The sequence below is a fragment of the Serratia sp. BIGb0163 genome, from assembly GCF_024809935.1.
GTDB classification, from domain to species: Bacteria; Pseudomonadota; Gammaproteobacteria; order Enterobacterales; family Enterobacteriaceae; genus Serratia; species Serratia quinivorans.
The window spans coordinates 196,452-218,930 of record NZ_JANUDZ010000004.1 but is presented as its reverse complement, the minus strand read 5'-3'; the positions used below and the strand labels follow the sequence as shown (position 1 = coordinate 218,930).

Genomic DNA, 22,479 nt, shown 5'->3' with positions numbered 1-22,479 from the left:
GAATAACGGCGGCACAGGTTGCCGCTCGTTGCTTTACCTATCTTCAAGCGGCGTGAGCACCTGCAGGTGTTCGCGCAGTTGCCCCTCGATCGGCAATGCCCGCTGGGTTTTCAGATCGACACAAACAAAGGTCAGCAGTGCATCCGCTACCGGAGCCCCGCTGGCATCCTGCGAGACCTTCTGGCTCAACACGCCACTTTTACCGTTTAGTTGTACCATCTGGCTGTCAATACGTAACTTGTCGCCCAATACCGCTGGGGTGCGATAGTTAATGTTGATGTTCACCACGATAAAGGCGATGTTGTTTTCCGTCATCCAGCGGAAACTTTCCTGGTTCTCCAGCCAATCCCATCGCGCCTCCTCCAGGAATTCCAGATAGCGGGCGTTGTTCACGTGCTGATAAACATCAAGATGATAACCACGGACTTTGATAAAGGTCTGGTGCATAGGTAACAATCGCTCCTGCCTGGTGATTACAGAAAGAAGGAGCCGCAAGCGACTCCTTCACCCATTTGGTCAAGGTGTCAAACTGGTAAGACCTGTAAAATGTAGCAGAGGAAAAAGGGCTGCATTATCACTTTGCCACGCAGCCGTGATCGAAATCACATTTTGAGCCGCGCGCGATTCCTTTCAAACAGTGCTGGCCCAATGCCCGGTACTTCCTGAAGCTGCTCAATCTGCGTAAAGGGACCATTCTGATCGCGGTAGCGCACAATGCTCTCCGCTTTTTTCAATCCAACTCCCTTGAGTATGCTGGCCAGCTGTTCGGCATCGGCCTGATTGATACTGACCGATGCTTCATCATTGGCAGTCGCCACGGCCTCTGCACCCTGCCCGGCGTTAGCCGCCGTCACGGATAGCACCGGTTGCCCGGTAAGCGCTTTTTCCTCCGCGGCCAAAGATGGTCCGGTCAGGCAGAGCAGTGCTACGGCCAGCAAGGCTTTGAAGTTAAAACCACTCTCATTTACCGCTTTTATTACTGTAGGTTGCATGCTGTATCCTCCTTGTGTGTAACAGCAAGCTCACCTTGCCGCAGCGAAGAAACTTCAGCAATTGGCGGATTTCAGATATGGAAAAGGCCGCGAAAGCGGCCTTTGAGGATTACATTGCGTTGCAGAAAACTGCGGCGCTTTACTGAGGCTGCTGCTGCTCAGCGGCACCCATGGTGATCTTGGCTTCTTTGCGCAGGCTGGCCAGCAGAGAGTCAAAGGACACGCCAGTCGCACCTTCTTCCATCTTGCTGACGAAGGTTTTCATTTCTTCAGCCGGCAAGGTGCCTGGCTTCACGGCATCCAGCGCAATCAGTACCACGTTGTCCTGACGGTCCTGCGACATGCCATAAACCGGCTTGCCTTCCTGCGGATGCGGCAGCGCGAACACGCTCTGCACCAGTTGGCTGTCTTCCGGCGCGCGCGCCATCTTCTGTACGCTGCCAAAGCTCAGGCCGGCGGCTTTCATCGCCTCGTCGCCCTTACCCTGCTTCAGCTCAACCAGCAGCTTCTCGCCCTGCAGTTTGGCTTCCTGTTCCGCTTTGTTGCGCTTGACCAGTTCTGCCACGCGATCTTTCACCTGGTCGAACGGCTCAATGCCCTCTGGCTTGTGGCCAGACACGCGGATCACGAAGGCACGGTCGCCATCAACGGTGATCACGTCGGAGTTGCTGCCCGGAGAGCCGCCTTCACCAATCAGGGAACCGTCGAAAATCGACTGAATGACCGGTTTGAAGTTCAGCGCTGCCGGGATGTTGTCGCGGGTAAACCAGTCGGTCTGCACCGCCTTCACGCCGGCGGCCTCTTCGGCCGATGCCAGAGACTCGTTATCGCTGGTAGCCGCTTCACTCACCTTCTGTTGCAGTGCGTAATAAGCGTCTACCGCTTTCTCCTGCTTAACCTGCTTGGCGATAGCGTCACGCACTTCGCTCAACGGCTTCACTTTTTCCGGTGCGATGTCGTTCAGACGGATCACCAGATAGCCTACTGAAGACTTCACGACGCCGGAAAGCTGGCCTTTTTCGGTCAGGTTAGCCTGCTTGAGTTCGTCTGCAGTGGTGTCCGGCTCCAGCCAGCCCAGTTCACCGCCGGTACGGCGTGAAATGATGTCGGTGGATTTGTCTTTTGCCAGGGTGGCAAAATCGCCGCCTTTCTTCAGTTCATCCAGTACCGCATTGGCTTCCGCCTCGGTTTTCAACTGAATCACGCTGTAGTTCTTGCGTTCAGGCTGGCCGTAACTGCTTTTGTGCTGGTCGTAATAGGCGCTGATATCCGCGTCGGCTACCGTCACCTTGTCTTGCATAGCAGCGGCGTCCATTGGGATGTAGCTTACTTTGACCTGTTCTGGCGCAATAAAGCTGTTCTTGTTCTGGCTGTGGTAGTCTTTCAGCTCGTCGTCGGTCACGGTCTGCTTGGCCTGCAACGCTTTCAGATCCAGCGTAGCCAAGCGCACATCGCGCTGTTGCAGCACCAGTGCCGTCATGTCCTGAGCTTCGGCAGGCAGAATAAAGCCCGAACCGCCAAAGGCCTGGATCACCTGCTGGTTAACCAACTGCTGACGCATTGATTGTGCAAAGTTATCGGCGGTGTAACCCATGCGGCTAATCAGATCGAGATATTTGGCGTTATCGAACTGGCCGTTTGTCTGGAAGTAAGGTGCTTTACGGATAGCTTCTTTCACCTGATCGTCACTGACGCTCAGGCCTAATTTCTTGGCATATTGGTCCAGCAGCATGTTGTCGATCAGCTGTGACAGTGCCTGATGGCGCATCTGCTGCATATAGCCTTCGTTGCCCGCCAGTGCGGAGAACTGGTCACCCAACTGTTGCTGCATGCGGCTGCGTTCGCTTTGGAAAGCCTGTTCCAGCTGAGCACGCTCGATCACCTGGCCATTGACCTTCGCTGCATAATCACCGGCACTCCCCTGATAGCTGACCACCCCTGTCAAAAGAAATGACAAAATGATCAAGCCCAGGATGATTTTGAGCACGACGTGATTAGCTGCCGCGCGTAAATTGTCCATCATAGTGTGACAACACTCCGCTGTGATGTGGATTAAAAACACCCTTGTGCAGGCGCGTTCCCTGCGACAAAAATAAAAAAAGCGCATCAATCTGATGCGCCTTATATCTTACCTTACCAGCACCGTTGCGTCAGGTGATTGTTTATTACAAAGCCCTGTAACGCTAAACGGTTAGACGCAAACAATCAGTTTACTGCGTCTTTCAGCGCTTTCCCTGCACGGAAGGCCGGAACTTTGGCTGCCGCGATTTTGATCTCTTTACCGGTTTGCGGGTTACGACCGGTACGGGCCGAACGTTCACGCACGGTGAAGGAACCGAAACCCACCAGGGCCACGTCATCCCCTTCCTTCAAGGAGTCAGTAACAGATGCAATCACTGCATCTAAAGCACGTCCAGCTGCCGCTTTGGAAATATCAGCACCTGCGGCAATTTTGTCGATCAGTTGTGACTTATTCACTCTATCATCCCCTCTAGAATTCAATCGTCGCACCGAAAAATCCCTACGGTTGCGACAGCGCAGCTGTTATATCAATCCCATCGTGCCTTGGCAAGCCACCGTAAGCGTGACAAAACGCGGGCCGACAGCTGTCTAACTTAGCGGTACAAAAAAAGACTGGCAAGTCCGAAATGACTTGCCAGCATAAGTTTTATCAATGGTTTTTGCGATACATCACTATTTTGCCGCTACCGGCAGTGCACCGAAGGCCGGATTGAGCAACGCAAGGTCCAAAACCTCATCAATTCGCTGCACCGGATGAATAACCAGATCGGCAATAACATTGGCCGGGATCTCTTCCAGATCGCGCTTGTTTTCATACGGGATCAGCACGGTTTTGATACCGCCGCGATGCGCCGCCAGCAGTTTCTCTTTCAGGCCACCAATCGGCAGAACCTGACCACGCAACGTGATCTCACCGGTCATCGCCACATCGGCACGAACCGGGTTGCCCGTCAGGCAGGAAACCAGCGCGGTGCACATCGCAATACCGGCGCTTGGGCCATCCTTAGGTGTAGCGCCTTCCGGCACGTGCACGTGGATGTCACGCTTCTCGTAAAAATCAGGGTTAATCCCCAATTTATCCGCGCGCGCACGCACCACGGTCAGTGCAGCCTGGATAGATTCCTGCATCACTTCACCGAGCGAACCGGTGTAGGTCAGCTTACCTTTGCCCGGTACGCAGGCGGTTTCAATGGTCAGCAGATCGCCACCCACTTCAGTCCACGCCAGGCCGGTAACTTCACCCACGCGGTTTTCGGTATCCGCACGGCCGTAGTCAACGCGCTGTACGCCCAGGTAATCCTTCAGGTTGTCGCCGTTGATCTCGATATGCTTGAGCTTCTTGTCCATCAGCAGCGTTTTCACCGCCTTACGGCACAGCTTGGAGATTTCGCGCTCCAGGCTACGCACCCCAGCTTCACGGGTGTAGAAGCGGATAATACCGGTAATGGCGCTGTCGTCGACCGTCAGTTCACCTTTTTTCAGGGCGTTACGCTCGAGCTGCTTCGGCAACAGGTGCTGCTTGGCAATGTTGAGCTTCTCGTCCTCGGTATAGCCAGACAGGCGGATCACTTCCATACGATCCAGCAACGGCGCAGGAATGTTCATCGAGTTCGAGGTCGCCACGAACATCACGTCGGACAGATCGTAATCCACTTCCAGATAGTGATCGTTAAACGCCACGTTCTGTTCCGGATCCAACACCTCAAGCAGTGCAGAGGCCGGATCGCCACGCATGTCGGAAGACATCTTGTCGATCTCATCGAGCAGGAACAGCGGGTTTTTCACCCCGACCTTGGCCATTTTCTGGATCAGTTTGCCCGGCATTGAACCGATATAGGTACGGCGGTGACCACGGATTTCCGCTTCGTCACGCACGCCACCCAACGCCATACGCACATACTGGCGGCCGGTCGCTTTAGCGATCGACTGGCCCAACGAGGTTTTACCCACGCCAGGAGGCCCTACCAGACACAGGATCGGCCCTTTGATTTTGCTTACGCGGCTCTGTACTGCGAGATACTCAAGAATACGGTCTTTGACGCGCTCCAGGCCGTAGTGATCGATATCGAGCACTTCCTGCGCCTTGAGCAGGTCTTTTTTAACCTTGCTGCGTGCATTCCACGGCACCTGCAGCATCCAATCGATGTAGCCGCGCACCACGGTTGCTTCCGCAGACATTGGCGACATCATTTTCAGCTTTTGCAGTTCCGCTTCGGTTTTTTCACGCGCGTCTTTCGGCATTTTCGCCGCTTCGATCTTGCGCTTCAGCGCTTCATGCTCGTCCGGCGCATCGTCCATCTCGCCCAGTTCTTTCTGAATCGCCTTCATCTGCTCATTCAGATAGTACTCGCGCTGACTTTTTTCCATCTGTTTTTTGACGCGATTGCGGATGCGTTTCTCAACCTGCAGCAGGTCGATTTCCGATTCCATCATCGCCATCAGATATTCAAGACGTTCGGTGATATCGAACATCTCCAGTACCGACTGCTTGTCGCTGAGCTTCAGCGGCATGTGCGCGGCGATGGTATCCGCCAGGCGCGCAGCATCGTCGATGCTGTTCAATGACGTCAGCACCTCCGGTGGAATTTTCTTGTTCAGTTTGATGTAGCCTTCAAACTGATTGATTGCAGTGCGTACCAGCACTTCTTGTTCACGCTCGTCAATCGCGGGTGACTCAAGATATTCTGCCTGGGCAGCAAAATGCTCGCCGCTGTCGGAAAGCGTAGTAATACGCGCCCGCTGCAGGCCTTCGACCAGCACTTTTACCGTGCCATCAGGCAATTTCAGCATTTGCAGGATCGACGCTACCGTGCCGACTGAGAACAAATCATTAATGCCAGGTTCATCCGTTGAGGCCTCTTTCTGTGCCACCAGCATGATCTTTTTATCGTGATCCATTGCTGCTTCGAGGCACCGAATCGATTTTTCCCGGCCAACAAATAACGGGATCACCATGTGCGGATAAACCACCACGTCGCGCAACGGCAACACGGGGATTTCAATGCGTTCGGAACGCTCAGGGTTCATAGAGCTCTCTCTTAAGTTTAACTTCCGCCAGGTTGAGGGGGAATCTCATGAGACGCAAGCATCAAACGTTTCATAAAATCTGGTTAATGAGTATATGGGGATGAATCTCTTACATTCAACGGCAAGAACGCAGGAAATAAAAATGGGGGATAAAATCCCCCATTTTGACATTAACTTTCTGGTTTGACTGGCGAATTATTCGCCTGAAGCCTGTGCTTCCGGTTTGCCGTAAATCAGCAACGGTTTGGACTGGCCGGCGATGACCGACTCGTCGATCACCACTTTGTCGACGCTGTCCATTGAAGGCAGGTCATACATGGTGTCCAGCAGCGCGCCTTCCACGATAGAACGCAGGCCACGTGCACCGGTTTTGCGTTTCATCGCCTTTCTGGCGATGGCGTTCAGTGCTTCTTCACGGAATTCCAGCTCCACACCTTCCAGATTGAACAATGCCTGATACTGTTTGGTCAGGGCATTTTTCGGCTCTTTCAGGATCTGGATCAGCGCATCTTCGCTCAGCTCACTCAGCGTGGCCACGACCGGCAGACGACCGATGAACTCAGGGATCAGGCCAAACTTGATCAGATCTTCCGGTTCAGCCTGCAGCAGCAGTTCGCCTTCGGTCGCTTTCTCAGACTCACCCTTCACGGTGGCGCCAAAACCAATACCGGAACCGGTATTAACGCGCTGACCGATCACTTTATCCAGGCCGGCAAATGCGCCGCCACAGATAAACAGGATTTTCGAGGTATCAACCTGCAGGAATTCCTGCTGCGGATGCTTGCGGCCCCCCTGAGGAGGAACGGCAGCAATAGTGCCTTCGATCAGCTTCAACAGCGCCTGCTGCACGCCCTCACCCGAAACGTCACGGGTAATGGACGGGTTGTCTGACTTACGAGAAATCTTATCGATTTCATCGATATAGACGATGCCGCGCTGGGCTTTCTGCACGTCGTAGTCACATTTCTGCAGTAGCTTCTGGATAATATTCTCCACGTCCTCACCCACATAACCGGCTTCGGTCAGCGTGGTGGCATCGGCCATGGTGAAAGGCACATCCAGGAAGCGTGCCAGCGTTTCCGCCAGCAAGGTTTTACCGCTACCAGTAGGACCAATCAGCAGAATGTTGCTTTTGCCCAACTCGATACCGTTGCTGGTATCGCCGTTGCGCAGGCGTTTGTAGTGGTTATACACCGCTACCGCCAGCACTTTCTTCGCCGGTTCCTGACCGATGACGTAGTCATCCAGGTGGTGGCGGATCTCATGCGGCGTCGGCAGCGCGCTGCGCTCACGATGCGGTGAAACTTCTTTAATCTCTTCGCGAATAATGTCGTTACACAGGTCAACACATTCATCGCAGATATACACTGACGGACCGGCAATCAGCTTACGCACTTCATGCTGGCTTTTGCCGCAGAAAGAGCAGTACAGCAGCTTTCCTGAACCGTCTTTGCGCTTATCTGTCATCAGTAAACCTCTTCTTTAGTCTTTGTCCCGCAGGAAAATCACGGCGGCCGTGCGCCCCGAATTCATACCAGGAATGCCGATAATGCTCACCAGAGCGAGCCACGCCCGCTCTGATTACTATAGTCTATCGGCTCGCACAATTACCTCGCCAGCCGCGTGGTGTTACTTGCGGTGCGTCAGAATGCCGTCAACCAGACCGTATTCTACCGCTTCTTCCGCGGTCATAAAGCGATCGCGCTCGGTATCGCGTTCGATCTGCTCCAGTGTCTGGCCGGTGTGTTCTGCCATCAGCTCATTCATACGCGCCTTCACCTTCAGGATTTCACGCGCATGGATTTCGATATCCGTCGCCTGGCCCTGATAGCCGCCCAGCGGCTGGTGGATCATCACACGTGAATTCGGCAGACAGAAACGTTTGCCCTTGGCACCCGCAGTCAGCAGGAAGGAACCCATCGAGCACGCCTGGCCCATACAAATGGTGCTGACGTCCGGCTTGATGAACTTCATGGTGTCATAGATTGACATGCCTGCGGTGATCACGCCACCCGGGGAGTTGATGTAGAGGAAAATGTCTTTTTCCGGGCTTTCTGCTTCGAGGAACAGCATCTGCGCCACAATCAGGTTGGCCATGTGATCTTCGACCTGGCCGGTCAGGAAAATAATGCGCTCTTTCAGCAGGCGGGAATAGATGTCGTAAGAACGCTCCCCGCGTGAAGTCTGCTCTACCACCATCGGCACCAGGGCCATGTTAGGTGCAAATTGATCTCGTTCGCCACTGTATGACATTACCGTCTCCTAATAGAAATTGCCTTGGCGGCCAGGGTTACACCCTATTACACCGATTCTACTTGAGAACGGTCATGATGACTATGCTCAAGCATTCGACCCACGCCACACGTACCCGACGGTTTTTTTATCCCGCGCACTCTGGCAAACAGCCTATACCCGTCATCTTTCAAGTCACAGCGTTGTTACCTGCACTCGCTCACCCCAGTTACTTACTCGAGTAAGCGCCTGGGGATGAGCGAGCTGGGCGCCTAGCTGTAACTTGAAAGCTATAGGGTATACATATACTTTTTACAGATTGGGGCCACAGACAGAATTTCAAGCCCGGCAGAGTATTTTTAGCGGTTATCCTGCACACCCTGACTGCAGGTGATAACCATCATGCCAGACTGTGCCAAGAGCAACAGTGTAAATATAGTGCATATTGTCACGCTTAACCTGAGATTAATCAGCAACGTGGCAAAAAGAAAAGCCCGCAACCGAAGGTTACGGGCTTTTTTAACGCCAGAGCCGGCAAGCCGGCCCTGAGAGCGCAACAAGTTGCGCTCTGGCGTACAGACATTACGCCTGTTGAGTCTGGTTCATCAGCTCGCTGAAGGTAGTGGCTTTCTCAGTCACTTTCGCTTTTGCCAGCAGGGCTTCAACCGCTTGTTCTTCCAGAGCAACGTTGCGCATGTTGTTCATCAGCTCTTTGTTTTTGCTGTAGAACTCAACAACTTCACTTGGATCTTCATAAGCGGAAGCCATTTCTTCGATCAGCGTTTTAACGCGATCTTCGTCAGCTTTCAGATCGTTGGTGCTGATCACTTCGCCCAGCAGCAGACCGACAACTACGCGACGCTTGGCCTGCTCTTCGAACAGTTCGCGTGGCAGTTCCAGCGCTTGCTTCTCGTTGCCGCCAAAACGTTGTGCAGCCTGACGGCGCAGAACGTCAACTTCGCCGTCGATCAGCGCAGCAGGAACGTCGATTTCGTTAGCGCTGACCAGGCCGTCGATTGCCTGAGTCTTGATGCGGTTACGCACTGCGCCTTTCAGCTCGCGCTCCATGTTTTTACGCACTTCAGCACGCAGGCCTTCGGTAGAACCATCAGCCACGCCGAAACGTTTGATGAATTCTTCAGTCAGCTCTGGCAGTTCACGCTCTTCCACTTTCTTCAGAACGATAGCGAACTTAGCCGCTTTGCCCTTCAGATTTTCAGCGTGGTAATCTTCTGGGAAGTTAACGTCGATGGTGAACTCTTCACCGGCTTTATGACCGACCAGACCTTCTTCGAAGCCTGGGATCATGCGGCCCTGGCCCATAGCCAGTACGAAGTCAGAGGCTTTGCCGCCTTCAAACTCTTCACCGTCGATAGAACCAGAGAAGTCAACGGTCACACGGTCTTCAGCCTGAGCTGCGCGATCGGTTTCTTTCCAGGTCGCCTGCTGCTTGCGCAGGGTGTCCAGCATGGTGTCAACGTCAGCGTCGTTAACTTCAACCACCGGCTTCTCAACTTCGATGCCGTCCAGGCCTTTCAGCTCAACTTCTGGATACACTTCGAACTCAACGGCGAAAGTGAAGTCTTCACCTTCTTTGTACTCGCCCGGCACGTAGTTTGGCGCGCCAGCCGGATTGATCTTTTCTTTGATGATCGCATCAACGAAGCTGCGTTGCATCGCATCGCCCAGTACGTCTTGACGAACGGAAGCGCCATAACGTTGCTCAACGATGTTCATCGGTACATGGCCTTTACGGAAGCCATCGATACGAACGCTTTTTGCAGCGTTGATCAGCTCTTTTTTAATAGCCTGCTTGATTGTATCAGCGGGTACAGTAATAGAGAGACGGCGCCCAAGGCCTTGAGTGGTTTCTACTGAAACTTGCATCTTGTTACCTCAAAAAAATCACAGTGCTCGGTCAACTCCGTTCGAAGAACCAGGACGGCTACATTACAGAACCGAGTTTCCTGATGACAGAAGTGTCCCGAAACCATTCCGGAAAAATAAGACGCGACATTATAGCGGCGCAAGCGGAGCGAGTCGAGGAAAGCAAGGCAGCGGCGGCGCGCTAAAACTCACACTTTTGCCGATTTGATCGCCAAAAGGCCGCCGAAGCCGACCCGGCCTTGGCTGCATTGCGCATCGGCTGTGTCGTCGTCAAAAACAGAAACGGCCCGCAGGCCGTTCCAAAATTCGTCTGTAGTAATACCCCAAATCGTGGTCAAAGTTCCACTGATACCGCAAATTTAGCCGTCAGGCCAAGGTTCCGGCACCACGACAAGGGGGGGAAGCCGGCACGGTATCCTGCAGCCCTTCCCACTCTTTCAGGGTATAAGTGTGCAACGCCAGCGCATGTACACCATCGGATAACTCTTCCGACAGGACGCCGTAAATCGAGCGATGCCGCGTCAGGAAACGTTCGCCAACGAAGCGATCGCTGACCAACACCACCTTGAAATGACTTTCTGAACCCGCCGGAACGTTATGACGATAGCTTTCATCAACGACTTCCAGATACGCGGGCTCAAATGCCGCCCTTAACTTTGCTTCTATTTGCTCGCGAATCATAGGATCTCCTTACTACACCGGCAGAGGACCGTCCCCATCTATTTCAATATTAGCCTCTTTCTCCCCTTTTAGACCATTGCGCAGGTAAATTTCTCTTCTTTGCGGACAAAAAACGGCCAACATCCGCCGCCGCTTGAGGTTTTTCTGATTGAGACGGTCAAAAAAGCATGTTTTTATCAACGGCAGGTAAAAATTTGTCACTCCGGTGCGTTCTGCACTTCCTCCGGCCGGCGGCAATGCTATGATGTCGACAATTTGTTGTTGGCTATCCCGCTCTGATTATTACAGAAAGCTTGCTCAAGCCAGCCTCTCTATATTGGGATTGGGCAGCTTAAAATCCATCGAGAATGAGACAGTAACTATGTTAAAGAAACTTTGCCTTCCACTGTTGGCCGCACTGCTGCTGGCCGGCTGTGCTACCAGCAGCAACACCCTGAACGTGACTCCAAAGATCGTATTGCCGCAGCAGGACCCGACTCTGCAAGGCGTCACCATCAGCATTAACGGCGCGGATCAGCGCAAAGATCAGGCCCTGGCCAAAGTTAACCGCGACGGCCAGCTCGTAACGCTGACGCCATCACGCGACCTGCGCTTCTTGCTGCAGGAAGTGTTAGAGAAACAAATGGGCGCACGCGGCTATATGATCGGTGCCGACGGCGCCGTTGATCTGCAAATCGTGGTGAATAACCTGTACGCAGACGTCTCCGAAGGCAACCTGCGCTACAACATCACCACCAAGGCCGATATCTCGATCATCGCTCAGGCGAAAAACGGCAATAAGCAGGTGAAAAACTACCGCTCAACTTATAACGTCCAGGGCGCCTTCACGGCAACCAACGATAAAATTACTAACGCGGTCAATAGCGTGTTGGGTGACGTTATTGCCGATATGGCGCAGGACACCAGCGTCAACGACTTTATCAAGCAAAACGCGCGTTAATCCGCGAACGCCTTGCACCGCCCGGACAGTCGGGCGGTGCAGACAGGGAACTCATGTCGAAACACTATCTGAACCTCTTCACCCAGCGTAACTCCGCGATCCTGCTGCTGCTGGGCTTTGCCTCGGGTCTGCCACTGGCGCTGACCTCCGGCACGCTGCAAGCCTGGATGACCGTCGAAGGCATCGATCTGAAAACCATCGGCATTTTTTCGCTGGTCGGTCAGGCCTATGTGTTCAAATTCCTGTGGTCGCCCTTTATGGACCGCTATACCCCGCCATTCCTCGGTCGCCGACGCGGCTGGCTACTGATCAGCCAGGTGCTGCTGGTAGTATCGATTGTGGCGATGGGCTTTATGCAACCGGCACAGCATCTGTGGTGGCTGGCAGCATTGGCGGTATTGGTGGCGTTCTGTTCTGCGTCGCAGGATATTGTTTTCGATGCCTATAAAACCGATCTGCTGAGCGCTGAAGAACGCGGCACCGGTGCCGCCGTTTCGGTTCTGGGCTACCGCCTGGCGATGCTGGTGTCCGGCGGGCTGGCGTTGTGGCTGGCGGATCGTTACTTCGGTTGGCAGTCAACCTACTGGCTGATGGCCGGACTGATGCTGATCGGCATCGCCGCTACTTTGCTGGCACCGGAACCGGACGACAGCATTCCGGCACCGCGTACCATGGAACAGGCGGTAGTCGCCCCGTTGCGTGATTTCTTCGCACGTAACAATGCCTGGCTGATTTTACTGCTGATTGTGATGTACAAAATGGGCGATGCCTTTGCCGGCAGCCTGAGCACCACCTTCCTGATCCGCGGCGTTGGGTTCGATGCCGGGGAAGTGGGGCTGGTGAACAAAACTCTCGGCCTGTTCGCCACTATCGTCGGGGCGCTGTTTGGCGGCGTGCTGATGCAACGCCTCAGCCTGTTCCGCGCCCTGATGCTGTTCGGCATCCTGCAGGCGGTCTCTAATCTCGGTTACTGGATACTGGCCGTTACCGATAAAAACATCATGACGATGGGCAGCGCTATCTTCCTGGAAAACCTGTGCGGCGGCATGGGCACCGCCGCCTTCGTCGCGCTGCTGATGACGCTGTGCAACAAATCATTTTCCGCCACCCAGTTTGCCCTGCTGTCGGCGTTATCCGCCGTCGGCCGAGTCTATGTTGGCCCGATTGCCGGCTGGTTTGTCGAAGCGCACGGCTGGCCGCTGTTCTATTTATTCTCGATAGCTGCTGCCCTGCCCGGTCTGTTGCTGCTGCGCCTGTGTCGACAGACGCTGGAATATACCCAGCGCACGGATAACTTCATGCCGCGCACCGAATTCCGGCAGTTTTACCGCTGGGCGTTGCGTATGCTGACCCTGGGTTGCTCATTGCTGGGCCTGTGGCTGATTCTGCTTATCACCAACGCACTCGACTGGAGCGCCTTGCCAAACCTGGCCGATCGGTTACTGCAGATGGGTGCAGCGCTCAGCCTGGTGGGCATTGTCATGGGCAGCCTGTTGGACTATCTGGCGTTGCGGCGTACCCGGCTGGCCTGATATCGTCGGCCGGTGGTAACACCGGTCGGCAAAAATGCATCAGTGTGATGTATTTATTTAGTTAAAAAATATAATTCCCGTCCAAATTATTTTTTTATCCGAGTGTGGCGCTCGGGAAATAAAATTAAATTCACCTTTAAGACACAATTCTTTTACATTAAATAAACCTTTCATTCGTATTTCCAAAAAGCGTTTTTACCTGCTGGATTCATCATACCTTTAGTTTTCCTTAACATACGAATTGCCCGGCACGATTCAGCGTGCCAACGCTTTGTTGCCATTAGTAAATTGTCACGCAACGTGACATCTGTGACCCCCTTAACAGAAAGTGTCAACAAGGCGCTGACACTCCCTTAAGCATGTTTACAGTACTGCAACCTTCCCGTAAAATGCCCGCACACATGAAACGACAATAGAGCCTTTGTAATTGAGGTCGTTAGATGAGACTTAAGAAATACAATAAAAGTATTGGGATGTTGTCATTAATTGCCTCCACTGTAATGCTCAGTGGTTGCAATATGGTATTGATGAATCCCAAAGGAGCAATTGGTGTTGAGCAACGGACACTGATTATCACTGCTATCGCATTAATGCTGATCGTGGTGATACCAGTTATCTTTATGGCGTTCGCCTTTGCCTGGAAGTACCGTGCTTCCAACAAAGATGCCAAATACAGTCCGAACTGGTCACATTCCAACAAAATCGAAGCGGTCGTCTGGACCATTCCTATCATTATCATCGCCATCCTTGGCACCATAACCTGGAAGACTACCCACGAACTCGATCCGTTCAAGCCGATTGTCACTGACAAGAAGCCGATGACTATCGAAGTGGTGTCGCTCGACTGGAAATGGCTGTTTATCTACCCGGAACAAGGCATCGCAACGGTTAATGAACTGGCTTTCCCGAAAGACGTTCCAGTTGAATTCAAAATCACCTCTAACTCGGTAATGAACTCGTTCTTTATCCCTCAGTTAGGTGGGCAGATTTATGCGATGGCCGGGATGCAGACCAAACTGCACCTGATCGGCAATGAAGCAGGCAAATACGACGGTATTTCCAGCAGCTTCAGCGGTCGCGGGTTCTCCGGCATGAAGTTCACCGCCATTGTCACCCCAACCGAAGGCGACTTCGATCAGTGGGTTGCCAAGGTGAAAGCATCGCCGACTAACCTTAACGCCACCAGCGACTTTAACAAACTGGCAGAGCCGAGTGAAAATAACCCGGTTGAGTACTTCTCCAGTGTCAAACCGAATTTGTTCAAAGAAACTATTGGCAAATTTATGGGCGACATGAACATGCACAAGGGCGCTACCACGCACGAAGGTATGGACATGAGCCAGGGTATGGACATGGGTGAACATGCAGCTCACGCCGGAGCCGAGGAATAACTGATGTTGGGAAAATTAACGATTGATGCGGTTCCGTACCACGAACCGATCATCATGGTCACCGTTGCTGCAATTGTTATCGGGGGTCTGGCTCTGCTGGCTCTGATAACCTATTTCGGCAAGTGGAAATGGCTATGGAGCGATTGGCTGACTTCGGTCGACCATAAGAAAATTGGTATCATGTACATCATCGTGGCAATGGTTATGTTGCTGCGTGGTTTTGCCGATGCCATCATGATGCGTAGCCAGCAGGCGCTTGCGTCCGCCGGTGAGGCCGGATTCCTGCCGCCGCACCACTACGACCAGATCTTTACCGCCCACGGCGTAATCATGATCTTCTTCATGGCGATGCCTTTCGTGGTCGGCCTGATGAACGTGGTTGTACCCTTGCAAATCGGTGCGCGCGACGTTGCCTTCCCGTTCCTGAACTCCCTGAGCTTCTGGTTCTTCGTGGTGGGTGTCGTCCTGATCAACATCTCTCTGGGGGTGGGTGAGTTTGCGCAGACCGGTTGGCTGGCGTATCCGCCACTGTCGGGTAAGGAATACAGTCCTGGCGTCGGGGTCGATTACTGGATCTGGAGTCTGCAGATTTCCGGTCTGGGTACCCTGTTGACCGGTGTGAACTTCTTCGCCACCATCATGAAGATGCGTGCTCCTGGCATGCCTCTGATGAAGATGCCGGTGTTCACCTGGGCGGCGCTGTGTACTAACGTCCTGATCATCGTTTCTTTCCCAATTCTGACTGTTACCATCGCGTTGCTGACCCTGGATCGCTACCTGGGCTTCCATTTCTTTACCAATGATATGGGCGGCAACATGATGATGTACATCAACCTGATTTGGGCCTGGGGTCACCCAGAGGTGTATATCCTGGTTCTGCCAGTGTTTGGTGTGTTCTCTGAAGTCACCGCGACCTTCTCAAGAAAACGCCTGTTCGGCTATACCTCACTGGTATGGGCAACCATCGCGATTACCGTTCTGTCGTTCATCGTATGGCTGCACCACTTCTTTACCATGGGGTCCGGCGCGAACGTTAACGCCTTCTTCGGTATCGCCACCATGATCATTTCCATCCCTACCGGGGTGAAAATCTTCAACTGGCTGTTCACCATGTACCAGGGCCGCATTCAGCTCAACTCCGCAATGCTGTGGACCATCGGCTTCATCATCACCTTCTCCGTGGGTGGGATGACCGGCGTTCTGCTGGCAGTACCGGGCGCGAACTTCGTGCTGCACAACAGTCTGTTCCTGATTGCCCACTTCCATAACGTGATTATCGGTGGTGTGGTGTTTGGTTGCTTCGCCGGCCTGACCTACTGGTTCCCTAAATCCTTCGGCTTCACGCTGAACGAGACCTGGGGTATCCGTGCGTTCTGGTTCTGGATCATCGGTTTCTTCGTGGCCTTTATGCCACTGTATGCTCTGGGCTTTATGGGTATGACTCGTCGTATCAGCCAGAACATCAACCCAGAGTTCCACCCACTGCTGCTGGTAGCGGCTGGCGGCGCGGCTCTGATTGCCTGCGGTATCCTGTGCCAACTGATTCAGATTTACGTCAGTGTGCGTGACCGTGAGCAGAACCGTGATCTGACCGGTGACCCATGGGGCGCTCGTACGCTGGAGTGGTCTACTTCGTCTCCACCGCCGTTCTATAACTTTGCCGTAGTGCCGCAGATTCATGACCGTGATGAATTCTGGGACATGAAAGAAAAAGGCAACGCTTATAAGAAACCGGCGAAATACGAACCGATTCATATGCCGAAAAATACCGGTGCCGGTGTGATTATTGCTGGCTTCAGCCTGGTATTTGGTTTCGCGATGATCTGGGACATCTGGTGGATGGCGATCGCTGCCTTCGTAGGTATGATCGTGACCTGGATTGCCAAGAGCTTCGATGAAGATGTTGATTACTATGTGCAGGTTGATGAAATCGAGCGCATTGAAAACCAACACTATGAACAAATCAGCAAAGCAGGCGTGAAACATGTCAACTGATACTCTGACTAACCATGACGCAGCCCATGCAGAGCATGGGCACCACGACGCAGGTGAGACCAAAGTCTTCGGATTCTGGATCTACCTGATGAGCGACTGTATTTTGTTTGCGAGCTTGTTCGCGACTTATGCAGTACTGGTGAACGGGACCGCTGGCGGTCCCTCTGGCAAAGACATCTTCGATCTGAAGTTTGTTCTGGTTGAAACCTTCCTGCTGTTGTTCAGCTCCATCACCTACGGTATGGCGATGATCGGCATGAACAAAGGCAAGGTTGGCAGCGTTAATACCTGGCTGTTCCTGACCTTCCTGTTTGGTCTGGGCTTCGTAGCGATGGAAATCTATGAATTCCATCACCTGATCGTTGAAGGCTATGGTCCGGATCGCAGCGCGTTCCTGTCCGGCTTCTTCGCACTGGTTGCTACCCACGGTCTGCACGTGACTACCGGTCTGGTTTGGATCGTTATCATGATGATTCAGGTCAGCAAGCGCGGCCTGACTTCAACCAATAAAACCCGTCTGATGTGCCTGAGCCTGTTCTGGCACTTCCTGGACGTGGTTTGGATCTGCGTATTTACCGTTGTTTACCTGCTGGGGGTTATGTCATGAGTCATTCATCCCATGAAACTTCTCACGGCGGCGCAAGCCACGGTAGCGTCAAGACCTATCTGATCGGCTTTATTCTGTCGATCATCCTGACGGTGATTCCATTTGCGATGGTGATGAGCGGCACCGCCTCTCATTCAACTATCCTGGCGGTTGTAGTCGGCATGGCGGTAATTCAGGTAGTTGTTCACCTGATTTACTTCCTGCACATGAATACCTCATCGGAAGAGCGCTGGAACCTGGTGGCATTGCTGTTCACCGCTATGATCATCGGTATCGTTGTTGTGGGTTCACTCTGGATTATGTACAACCTCAACATCAATATGATGGTCGATTAAGAGCAGAGCTGGACGTGATGATTAAGCAATACCTGCAAGTAACTAAACCAGGAATTATTTTCGGCAATTTAATTTCTGTCGTCGGGGGATTCCTGCTCGCCTCTAAAGGGAGCATCGACTATCCCCTGTTTCTCGCCACCCTGGTGGGGGTCTCGTTGGTTGTCGCTTCGGGCTGTGTATTTAACAACTACATTGACCGCGACATCGACAAGAAAATGGAGAGAACGAAGAATCGGGTGCTGGTTAAGGGCCTGATCGCGCCGAGTGTAAGCCTGGTTTACGCTACCGCTCTGGGTATTGCGGGCTTTGCGTTGCTGTATATCGGTGCCAACCCGCTGGCCATGTGGCTGGCGGTGATGGGCTTTGTGGTTTATGTCGGTGTTTATAGCCTGTACATGAAACGTCACTCGGTCTATGGCACGCTGATCGGTAGCCTGTCGGGCGCTGCGCCACCGGTTATCGGTTATTGCGCAGTCACCAACGAGTTCGATGCCGGCGCGTTGATCCTGCTGGCTATCTTTAGCCTGTGGCAGATGCCGCATTCCTATGCGATTGCCATCTTCCGCTTTAAAGATTACCAGGCAGCCAACATTCCGGTCCTGCCGGTAGTGAAAGGCATTTCGGTGGCGAAGAACCACATCACGGTCTACATTGTGGCGTTTATGATTGCCACCCTGATGTTGACCCTGGGCGGCTACGCTGGCTACAAATACCTGATTGTCGCTGCGGCGGTGAGCGTATGGTGGCTGGGCATGGCGCTGCGTGGTTACAAAACCGAAAATGACAGCGTTTGGGCACGCAAGCTGTTTGTGTTCTCGATTGTTGCCATCACTTCGCTGAGCGTAATGATGTCTATCGACTTCAGTGCGACAGCCGCGCCGGAAGCGTTGATGACGTACGTCTGGTAAGCCAAATCGTCTGTGAATGGGCCGCTTTAGCGGCCCATTTTATTTGTCTCGCCCAAAAGCCGACGAACTGTAATATCTGTTAAACAACATTAGATTTACCCCCCCTGCCCTTCACACTAAAATGACGCTTCTTTCACAGAAGCTATCCCCTCAGGCGTTATCACCGATAACCTGACGGAATGGCTTTTAATGAGGTTTTAATGAACGATAATGCAATGACCCCGCTGGAGAGACGAGCGACCTGGGGATTAGGCACGGTATTCTCACTGCGCATGCTGGGCATGTTTATGGTGTTGCCGGTACTGACCACCTACGGTATGGCGTTGAACGGCGCCAGCGAAACGCTGATCGGTATCGCCATCGGTATTTATGGCCTGGCGCAGGCGGTGTTTCAGATCCCCTTCGGCCTGATATCCGATCGTATCGGCCGTAAACCGTTGATTGTCGGCGGGCTGCTGATCTTTGCGCTGGGCAGTGTCATTGCCGCCGCGACCGACTCTATCTGGGGGGTGATCCTCGGCCGGGCATTACAGGGCTCCGGCGCTATCGCCGCGGCAGTGATGGCACTGCTGTCAGACCTGACCCGGGAACAAAACCGAACCAAGGCAATGGCGTTTATCGGCGTCAGCTTCGGTATTACCTTCGCTATTGCCATGGTGGTCGGCCCGATCGTCACACACGCCTACGGCCTGCATGCGCTGTTTTGGATGATCGCTGTGCTGGCATTGGCCGGCATCGTGATCACTCTGGCGGTGGTTCCTTCCGCCAGCCACCACGTGCTGAACCGGGAATCGAGCATCGTACGCGGCAGCTTCAGCAAGGTGCTGAGCAACTCCCGGCTGTTGAAGCTCAATTTCGGCATCATGTGTCTGCATATCCTGCTGATGTCCAGCTTCGTGGCGCTGCCGCTGGCGATGGAAAAAGCCGGCCTGGCGCCGAGCGAACACTGGATTGTCTATCTGGTCACCATGCTGGTTTCTTTTGCTGCAGTGGTGCCCTTTATCATTTATGCCGAGAAGAAGCGCCGCATGAAGCAGGTCTTTATGGGTTGCGTAGCGGTGTTGTTCTGCGCGGAAGTGCTGCTGTGGCTGTCCGGCGCGCACCTGTGGGGCATCATTGCCGGCGTGCAGCTGTTCTTTATGGCGTTTAACGTCATGGAAGCCATTCTGCCTTCGCTGATCAGCAAAGAGTCTCCGGCCGGCTACAAGGGTACGGCGATGGGGGTTTACTCCACCAGCCAGTTTATCGGCGTGGCGATCGGCGGCAGCCTGGGTGGTTTGCTGTATGGCCTGCAGGGTGCGGGCCTGGTGTTTATCGCCGGGGCGGTGTTGGCGGCAATCTGGTTTTTGGTCAGCAGTACCATGCAAGAACCGCCTTACGTCAGCAGCCTGCGTATTACGCTGTCGGAATTGGCCGTGAAGGATTCGGCACTGGAAAGCCGCCTGAAAGCCCAACCGGGCGTGGCGGAAGCAATAGTGGTGCCGGAAGAGCGCAGCGCCTACGTGAAGGTCGATACCAAACAAACCAACCGAGTCCAATTGGAAGCGCTGGTGAATTCACTGTAAAGAAAAGGGCCAGTAAGCTGGCCCTTCAGACGGCTGACAAAGCCCATTATTAGGGAGAGCGTGCCGAAGGGGTCGTAGCGGCTTGCCCGCCGGAGTGCCCCTCGGTGCGCTAGGCCCGAGTATCTCGGGCTCAAAGACAACTTTGTCATCTAACCCAAGGGCCAGCAAGCTGGCCCTTCAAGATCGTCACCTTCGCAAAAACCTTAATCGCGGAAGTTCTTGAACTGGAACGGCTGTCCGAGATCGGCACCGCGCACCAGCGCCATCACGCCCTGCAGATCGTCGCGTGATTTGCCGGTCACCCGCACTTCATCACCCTGAATCTGTACCTGGACCTTCAGCTTGCTGTCTTTGATCAGCTTGACGAGTTTCTTCGCCTGGGCGCTTTCAATCCCCTGCTTCAGCTTGGCATCCACACTGTAGGTTTTACCGCTGTGAGTCATTTCTTCCGGGATCTCGAGTGCGCTGCCTTCAATGCTGCGTTTACTGAGCTTTTCACGCAGAATATCGAGCAACTGCTGCACCTGGAAATCAGACTCACTGGCAACTTTAATGCTTTCGTCTTTTTCGTTCAGCTCAAAGCTGGCCGGCACGTTGCGGAAATCCCAACGGGTGCCCAGATCGCGCGTGGCGTTCTCGACGGCGTTACGCACTTCCTGCATATCAATTTCGGAAACAATGTCGAAAGATGGCATACTTCTTCCTCCTGAATGAGAGCCTAATGGGATAGGCGATTTCGATGCCGAGCATGATAACCGCTTTAGCGTCTCAGGCAAAATCGGCTGAAGCTACCGGCGGATAAGCCGCCGAACAGCAGAAAAGTCTATAATTATAAGACAGTCATTGAGCGATATTCCCGTTACCCCAAGGAGTCTGGATGAAAATAACTATTCTTGGTTGCGGCGCGCTCGGACAACTGTGGCTCTCCCGGCTTTATCAGCAGGGTCACGATGTACAGGGATGGCTACGGGTGCCACAACCCTTCTGCGCAGTGAACGTGATTGAGCCGCAAGGCGCTTCGTTCAACCGTAATTTACCCACCAACGACCCCGAACATTTAGCCCAGAGCGAACTGCTGCTGGTCACCTTGAAAGCCTGGCAGGTATCGAGTGCGGTCAGCACGCTGCTGCCAAAGTTGAACCCACGCTGCGCGATCCTGCTGCTGCATAACGGCATGGGCACCCAGGACGAACTGCCGGCGAACAACCAACCGATATTGCAGGGCACCACTACCCATGCGGCGCGTCATGACGGCAGCACTATTATCCATGTCGCCGGTGGCACCACCCATATCGGCCCGACCTCCCCGGCAGCGCAATCACTTAGCCACCTGGCAGAAGTGCTGCACGAGGCCCTGCCTGACGTCGCCTGGCACAATAATATCGCCTCGGCGAACTGGCGCAAGCTGGCGGTCAACTGCGTGATCAACCCGCTCACGGCGCTGTATAACTGCCGTAATGGCGATCTGCAACGCTATCCCGAACAAATCGAGCTTATCTGCCGCGAGGTCTCCAGCGTGATGGAAATGGAGGGCTACCACACCTCATGCGAGGGTTTGCAGCAGTACGTCATGGAAGTGATCCAAAGCACTGCGGACAACGTCTCTTCAATGCTGCAGGATATCCGCACCCAGCGACACACCGAAATCGACTACATTACCGGTTACCTGCTGCGCCGCGCGCGTAGCCACGGCGTGACTCTGCCAGAGAACGCACGTCTGTTTGAATTGATTAAGCGAAAGGAAAATGAATATGAGCGTATCGGCGCTGGTCTGCCTGGCACCTGGTAGCGAAGAAATCGAAGCCGTCACCACCATTGATCTGCTGGTGCGGGCGGGCGTTAAAGTGACTACCGCCAGCGTAGCGGGCGATGGCGACCTGACCATCGTCTGTTCACGCGGGGTAAAACTGCTGGCCGATGCACCACTAGTGTCGATTGTGGACGAGCCTTTCGACGCCATAGTGCTGCCCGGTGGCCTGAAAGGTGCCGAGTGCTTCCGCGACAGCCCGCTGCTGGTGGAGAAAGTGCGTCAGATGCACCTGCAGGGCAATATCGTCGCCGCCATCTGCGCAGCACCGGCGCTGGTGCTGCAACACCACGATCTGTTCCCCATTGGCAATATGACCGGGTTCCCGGGGCTGAAAGAACAGATCCCGGCCGACAAATGGATAGAAAAACGTGTGGTGTTCGATCCGCGCGTTAACCTGCTCACCAGCCAGGGGCCGGGAACTTCAATGGAGTTTGCGCTGAAGCTGATTGATTTGCTGCTGGGGAAAGCCAAAGCGGCGGAGATCGCCGCTCAGCTGGTATTGATACCTGGAATGTACGACTTCCGCGACTAAATCATGGGGGCGGCAGTGCGCCC

20 protein-coding genes are annotated in these 22,479 nt (G+C 53.8%); 10 read left to right on the top strand and 10 right to left on the bottom strand.

Annotated features, from left to right (window positions below; genetic code table 11):
• Nucleotides 1–33: 33 nt before the first annotated feature.
• The 9 genes from M2406_RS16150 to bolA form a co-directional block, all read right to left on the bottom strand.
• Complete coding sequence (locus tag M2406_RS16150) at nt 34–447, bottom strand: thioesterase family protein (protein WP_012005541.1); 414 nt, start codon at nt 445–447, stop codon at nt 34–36.
• Nucleotides 448–602: 155 nt separating this feature from the next.
• On the bottom strand, nt 603–992 hold the full coding sequence (locus M2406_RS16145; protein WP_259190619.1) for a ComEA family DNA-binding protein: 390 nt from the start codon (nt 990–992) through the stop codon (nt 603–605).
• Between the two features lie 139 nt (nt 993–1,131).
• A complete protein-coding gene (gene ppiD / locus M2406_RS16140; RefSeq protein ID WP_259190618.1) occupies nt 1,132–3,015 on the bottom strand; it encodes a peptidylprolyl isomerase in 1,884 nt (627 codons plus the stop codon).
• 182 nt (nt 3,016–3,197) lie between these two features.
• Entirely contained in the window at nt 3,198–3,470 is a 273-nt protein-coding gene (gene hupB / locus M2406_RS16135; protein WP_017891836.1) for a nucleoid-associated protein HU-beta, read from the bottom strand.
• A 216-nt stretch (nt 3,471–3,686) separates the two neighbouring features.
• A complete protein-coding gene (lon, locus tag M2406_RS16130) occupies nt 3,687–6,041 on the bottom strand; it encodes an endopeptidase La (RefSeq protein WP_012005537.1) in 2,355 nt (784 codons plus the stop codon).
• A 195-nt stretch (nt 6,042–6,236) separates the two neighbouring features.
• Nucleotides 6,237–7,508 carry an ATP-dependent protease ATP-binding subunit ClpX gene (gene clpX, locus M2406_RS16125; RefSeq protein ID WP_012005536.1) on the bottom strand — a complete coding sequence of 424 codons (1,272 nt, stop codon included), beginning with the start codon at nt 7,506–7,508 and terminating at the stop codon, nt 6,237–6,239.
• A gap of 162 nt (nt 7,509–7,670) precedes the next feature.
• Nucleotides 7,671–8,294, bottom strand: a complete 624-nt coding sequence (clpP, locus tag M2406_RS16120) for an ATP-dependent Clp endopeptidase proteolytic subunit ClpP (RefSeq protein ID WP_012005535.1) — start codon at nt 8,292–8,294, stop codon at nt 7,671–7,673.
• 561 nt (nt 8,295–8,855) lie between these two features.
• The gene (gene tig / locus M2406_RS16115) at nt 8,856–10,160 is read right to left on the bottom strand and encodes a trigger factor (protein WP_012005534.1); all 1,305 of its coding nucleotides are present in this window, start codon (nt 10,158–10,160) and stop codon (nt 8,856–8,858) included.
• 366 nt (nt 10,161–10,526) lie between these two features.
• Nucleotides 10,527–10,841 carry a transcriptional regulator BolA gene (bolA, locus tag M2406_RS16110; RefSeq protein WP_012005533.1) on the bottom strand — a complete coding sequence of 105 codons (315 nt, stop codon included), beginning with the start codon at nt 10,839–10,841 and terminating at the stop codon, nt 10,527–10,529.
• Between the two features lie 361 nt (nt 10,842–11,202).
• Here bolA and M2406_RS16105 point away from each other — a divergent pair, with 361 nt between their 5' ends.
• The 8 genes from M2406_RS16105 (at nt 11,203) to M2406_RS16070 (ending at nt 20,114) form a co-directional block, all read left to right on the top strand.
• Nucleotides 11,203–11,781: a lipoprotein gene (locus M2406_RS16105; RefSeq protein ID WP_012005532.1), complete on the top strand. Its 579-nt coding sequence runs from the start codon at nt 11,203–11,205 to the stop codon at nt 11,779–11,781.
• A gap of 53 nt (nt 11,782–11,834) precedes the next feature.
• Nucleotides 11,835–13,313 carry a muropeptide MFS transporter AmpG gene (gene ampG, locus M2406_RS16100; protein ID WP_012005531.1) on the top strand — a complete coding sequence of 493 codons (1,479 nt, stop codon included), beginning with the start codon at nt 11,835–11,837 and terminating at the stop codon, nt 13,311–13,313.
• 440 nt (nt 13,314–13,753) lie between these two features.
• The gene (cyoA, locus tag M2406_RS16095) at nt 13,754–14,704 is read left to right on the top strand and encodes a cytochrome o ubiquinol oxidase subunit II (RefSeq protein WP_026142235.1); all 951 of its coding nucleotides are present in this window, start codon (nt 13,754–13,756) and stop codon (nt 14,702–14,704) included.
• A gap of 3 nt (nt 14,705–14,707) precedes the next feature.
• Nucleotides 14,708–16,699, top strand: a complete 1,992-nt coding sequence (cyoB, locus tag M2406_RS16090) for a cytochrome o ubiquinol oxidase subunit I (protein ID WP_012005529.1) — start codon at nt 14,708–14,710, stop codon at nt 16,697–16,699.
• A complete protein-coding gene (locus tag M2406_RS16085) occupies nt 16,689–17,306 on the top strand; it encodes a cytochrome o ubiquinol oxidase subunit III (protein ID WP_012005528.1) in 618 nt (205 codons plus the stop codon). Before cyoB ends, M2406_RS16085 begins: the two co-directional genes overlap by 11 nt.
• Nucleotides 17,303–17,641: a cytochrome o ubiquinol oxidase subunit IV gene (locus M2406_RS16080; protein WP_012005527.1), complete on the top strand. Its 339-nt coding sequence runs from the start codon at nt 17,303–17,305 to the stop codon at nt 17,639–17,641. Before M2406_RS16085 ends, M2406_RS16080 begins: the two co-directional genes overlap by 4 nt.
• 17 nt (nt 17,642–17,658) lie before the next feature.
• Nucleotides 17,659–18,549, top strand: coding sequence for a heme o synthase (gene cyoE / locus M2406_RS16075; RefSeq protein WP_012005526.1), 891 nt, complete (start codon nt 17,659–17,661; stop codon nt 18,547–18,549).
• A gap of 200 nt (nt 18,550–18,749) precedes the next feature.
• Nucleotides 18,750–20,114: an MFS transporter gene (locus tag M2406_RS16070; RefSeq protein ID WP_259190616.1), complete on the top strand. Its 1,365-nt coding sequence runs from the start codon at nt 18,750–18,752 to the stop codon at nt 20,112–20,114.
• A 203-nt stretch (nt 20,115–20,317) separates the two neighbouring features.
• Here M2406_RS16070 and M2406_RS16065 read toward each other — a convergent pair whose 3' ends face one another.
• Nucleotides 20,318–20,809, bottom strand: coding sequence for a YajQ family cyclic di-GMP-binding protein (locus tag M2406_RS16065; protein ID WP_012005524.1), 492 nt, complete (start codon nt 20,807–20,809; stop codon nt 20,318–20,320).
• 182 nt (nt 20,810–20,991) lie between these two features.
• Between M2406_RS16065 and panE the strand changes: the two genes are divergently transcribed.
• Together panE and yajL are read left to right on the top strand one after the other, a co-directional pair.
• Entirely contained in the window at nt 20,992–21,903 is a 912-nt protein-coding gene (panE, locus tag M2406_RS16060) for a 2-dehydropantoate 2-reductase (RefSeq protein ID WP_259190614.1), read from the top strand.
• Nucleotides 21,866–22,456 carry a protein deglycase YajL gene (yajL, locus tag M2406_RS16055; protein WP_153857828.1) on the top strand — a complete coding sequence of 197 codons (591 nt, stop codon included), beginning with the start codon at nt 21,866–21,868 and terminating at the stop codon, nt 22,454–22,456. The genes panE and yajL overlap by 38 nt, the downstream gene beginning before the upstream one ends.
• The last annotated feature ends 23 nt before the right edge of the window (nt 22,457–22,479 follow it).

Excerpts from the sequence above, each read along its gene's own strand:
- M2406_RS16080 (WP_012005527.1), top strand. The coding sequence starts at position 17,303 with ATGAGTCATTCATCCCATGAAACTTCTCACGGCGGCGCAAGCCACGGT.
- cyoB (WP_012005529.1), top strand. The coding sequence starts at position 14,708 with ATGTTGGGAAAATTAACGATTGATGCGGTTCCGTACCACGAACCGATC.
- tig (WP_012005534.1), bottom strand. The coding sequence starts at position 10,160 with ATGCAAGTTTCAGTAGAAACCACTCAAGGCCTTGGGCGCCGTCTCTCT.
- clpP (WP_012005535.1), bottom strand. The coding sequence starts at position 8,294 with ATGTCATACAGTGGCGAACGAGATCAATTTGCACCTAACATGGCCCTG.
- bolA (WP_012005533.1), bottom strand. The coding sequence starts at position 10,841 with ATGATTCGCGAGCAAATAGAAGCAAAGTTAAGGGCGGCATTTGAGCCC.
- panE (WP_259190614.1), top strand. The coding sequence starts at position 20,992 with ATGAAAATAACTATTCTTGGTTGCGGCGCGCTCGGACAACTGTGGCTC.
- M2406_RS16065 (WP_012005524.1), bottom strand. The coding sequence starts at position 20,809 with ATGCCATCTTTCGACATTGTTTCCGAAATTGATATGCAGGAAGTGCGT.
- yajL (WP_153857828.1), top strand. The coding sequence starts at position 21,866 with ATGAGCGTATCGGCGCTGGTCTGCCTGGCACCTGGTAGCGAAGAAATC.
- M2406_RS16145 (WP_259190619.1), bottom strand. The coding sequence starts at position 992 with ATGCAACCTACAGTAATAAAAGCGGTAAATGAGAGTGGTTTTAACTTC.
- cyoE (WP_012005526.1), top strand. The coding sequence starts at position 17,659 with ATGATTAAGCAATACCTGCAAGTAACTAAACCAGGAATTATTTTCGGC.
- ppiD (WP_259190618.1), bottom strand. The coding sequence starts at position 3,015 with ATGATGGACAATTTACGCGCGGCAGCTAATCACGTCGTGCTCAAAATC.
- M2406_RS16085 (WP_012005528.1), top strand. The coding sequence starts at position 16,689 with ATGTCAACTGATACTCTGACTAACCATGACGCAGCCCATGCAGAGCAT.
- M2406_RS16105 (WP_012005532.1), top strand. The coding sequence starts at position 11,203 with ATGTTAAAGAAACTTTGCCTTCCACTGTTGGCCGCACTGCTGCTGGCC.
- M2406_RS16150 (WP_012005541.1), bottom strand. The coding sequence starts at position 447 with ATGCACCAGACCTTTATCAAAGTCCGTGGTTATCATCTTGATGTTTAT.
- cyoA (WP_026142235.1), top strand. The coding sequence starts at position 13,754 with ATGAGACTTAAGAAATACAATAAAAGTATTGGGATGTTGTCATTAATT.
- clpX (WP_012005536.1), bottom strand. The coding sequence starts at position 7,508 with ATGACAGATAAGCGCAAAGACGGTTCAGGAAAGCTGCTGTACTGCTCT.
- ampG (WP_012005531.1), top strand. The coding sequence starts at position 11,835 with ATGTCGAAACACTATCTGAACCTCTTCACCCAGCGTAACTCCGCGATC.
- M2406_RS16070 (WP_259190616.1), top strand. The coding sequence starts at position 18,750 with ATGAACGATAATGCAATGACCCCGCTGGAGAGACGAGCGACCTGGGGA.
- lon (WP_012005537.1), bottom strand. The coding sequence starts at position 6,041 with ATGAACCCTGAGCGTTCCGAACGCATTGAAATCCCCGTGTTGCCGTTG.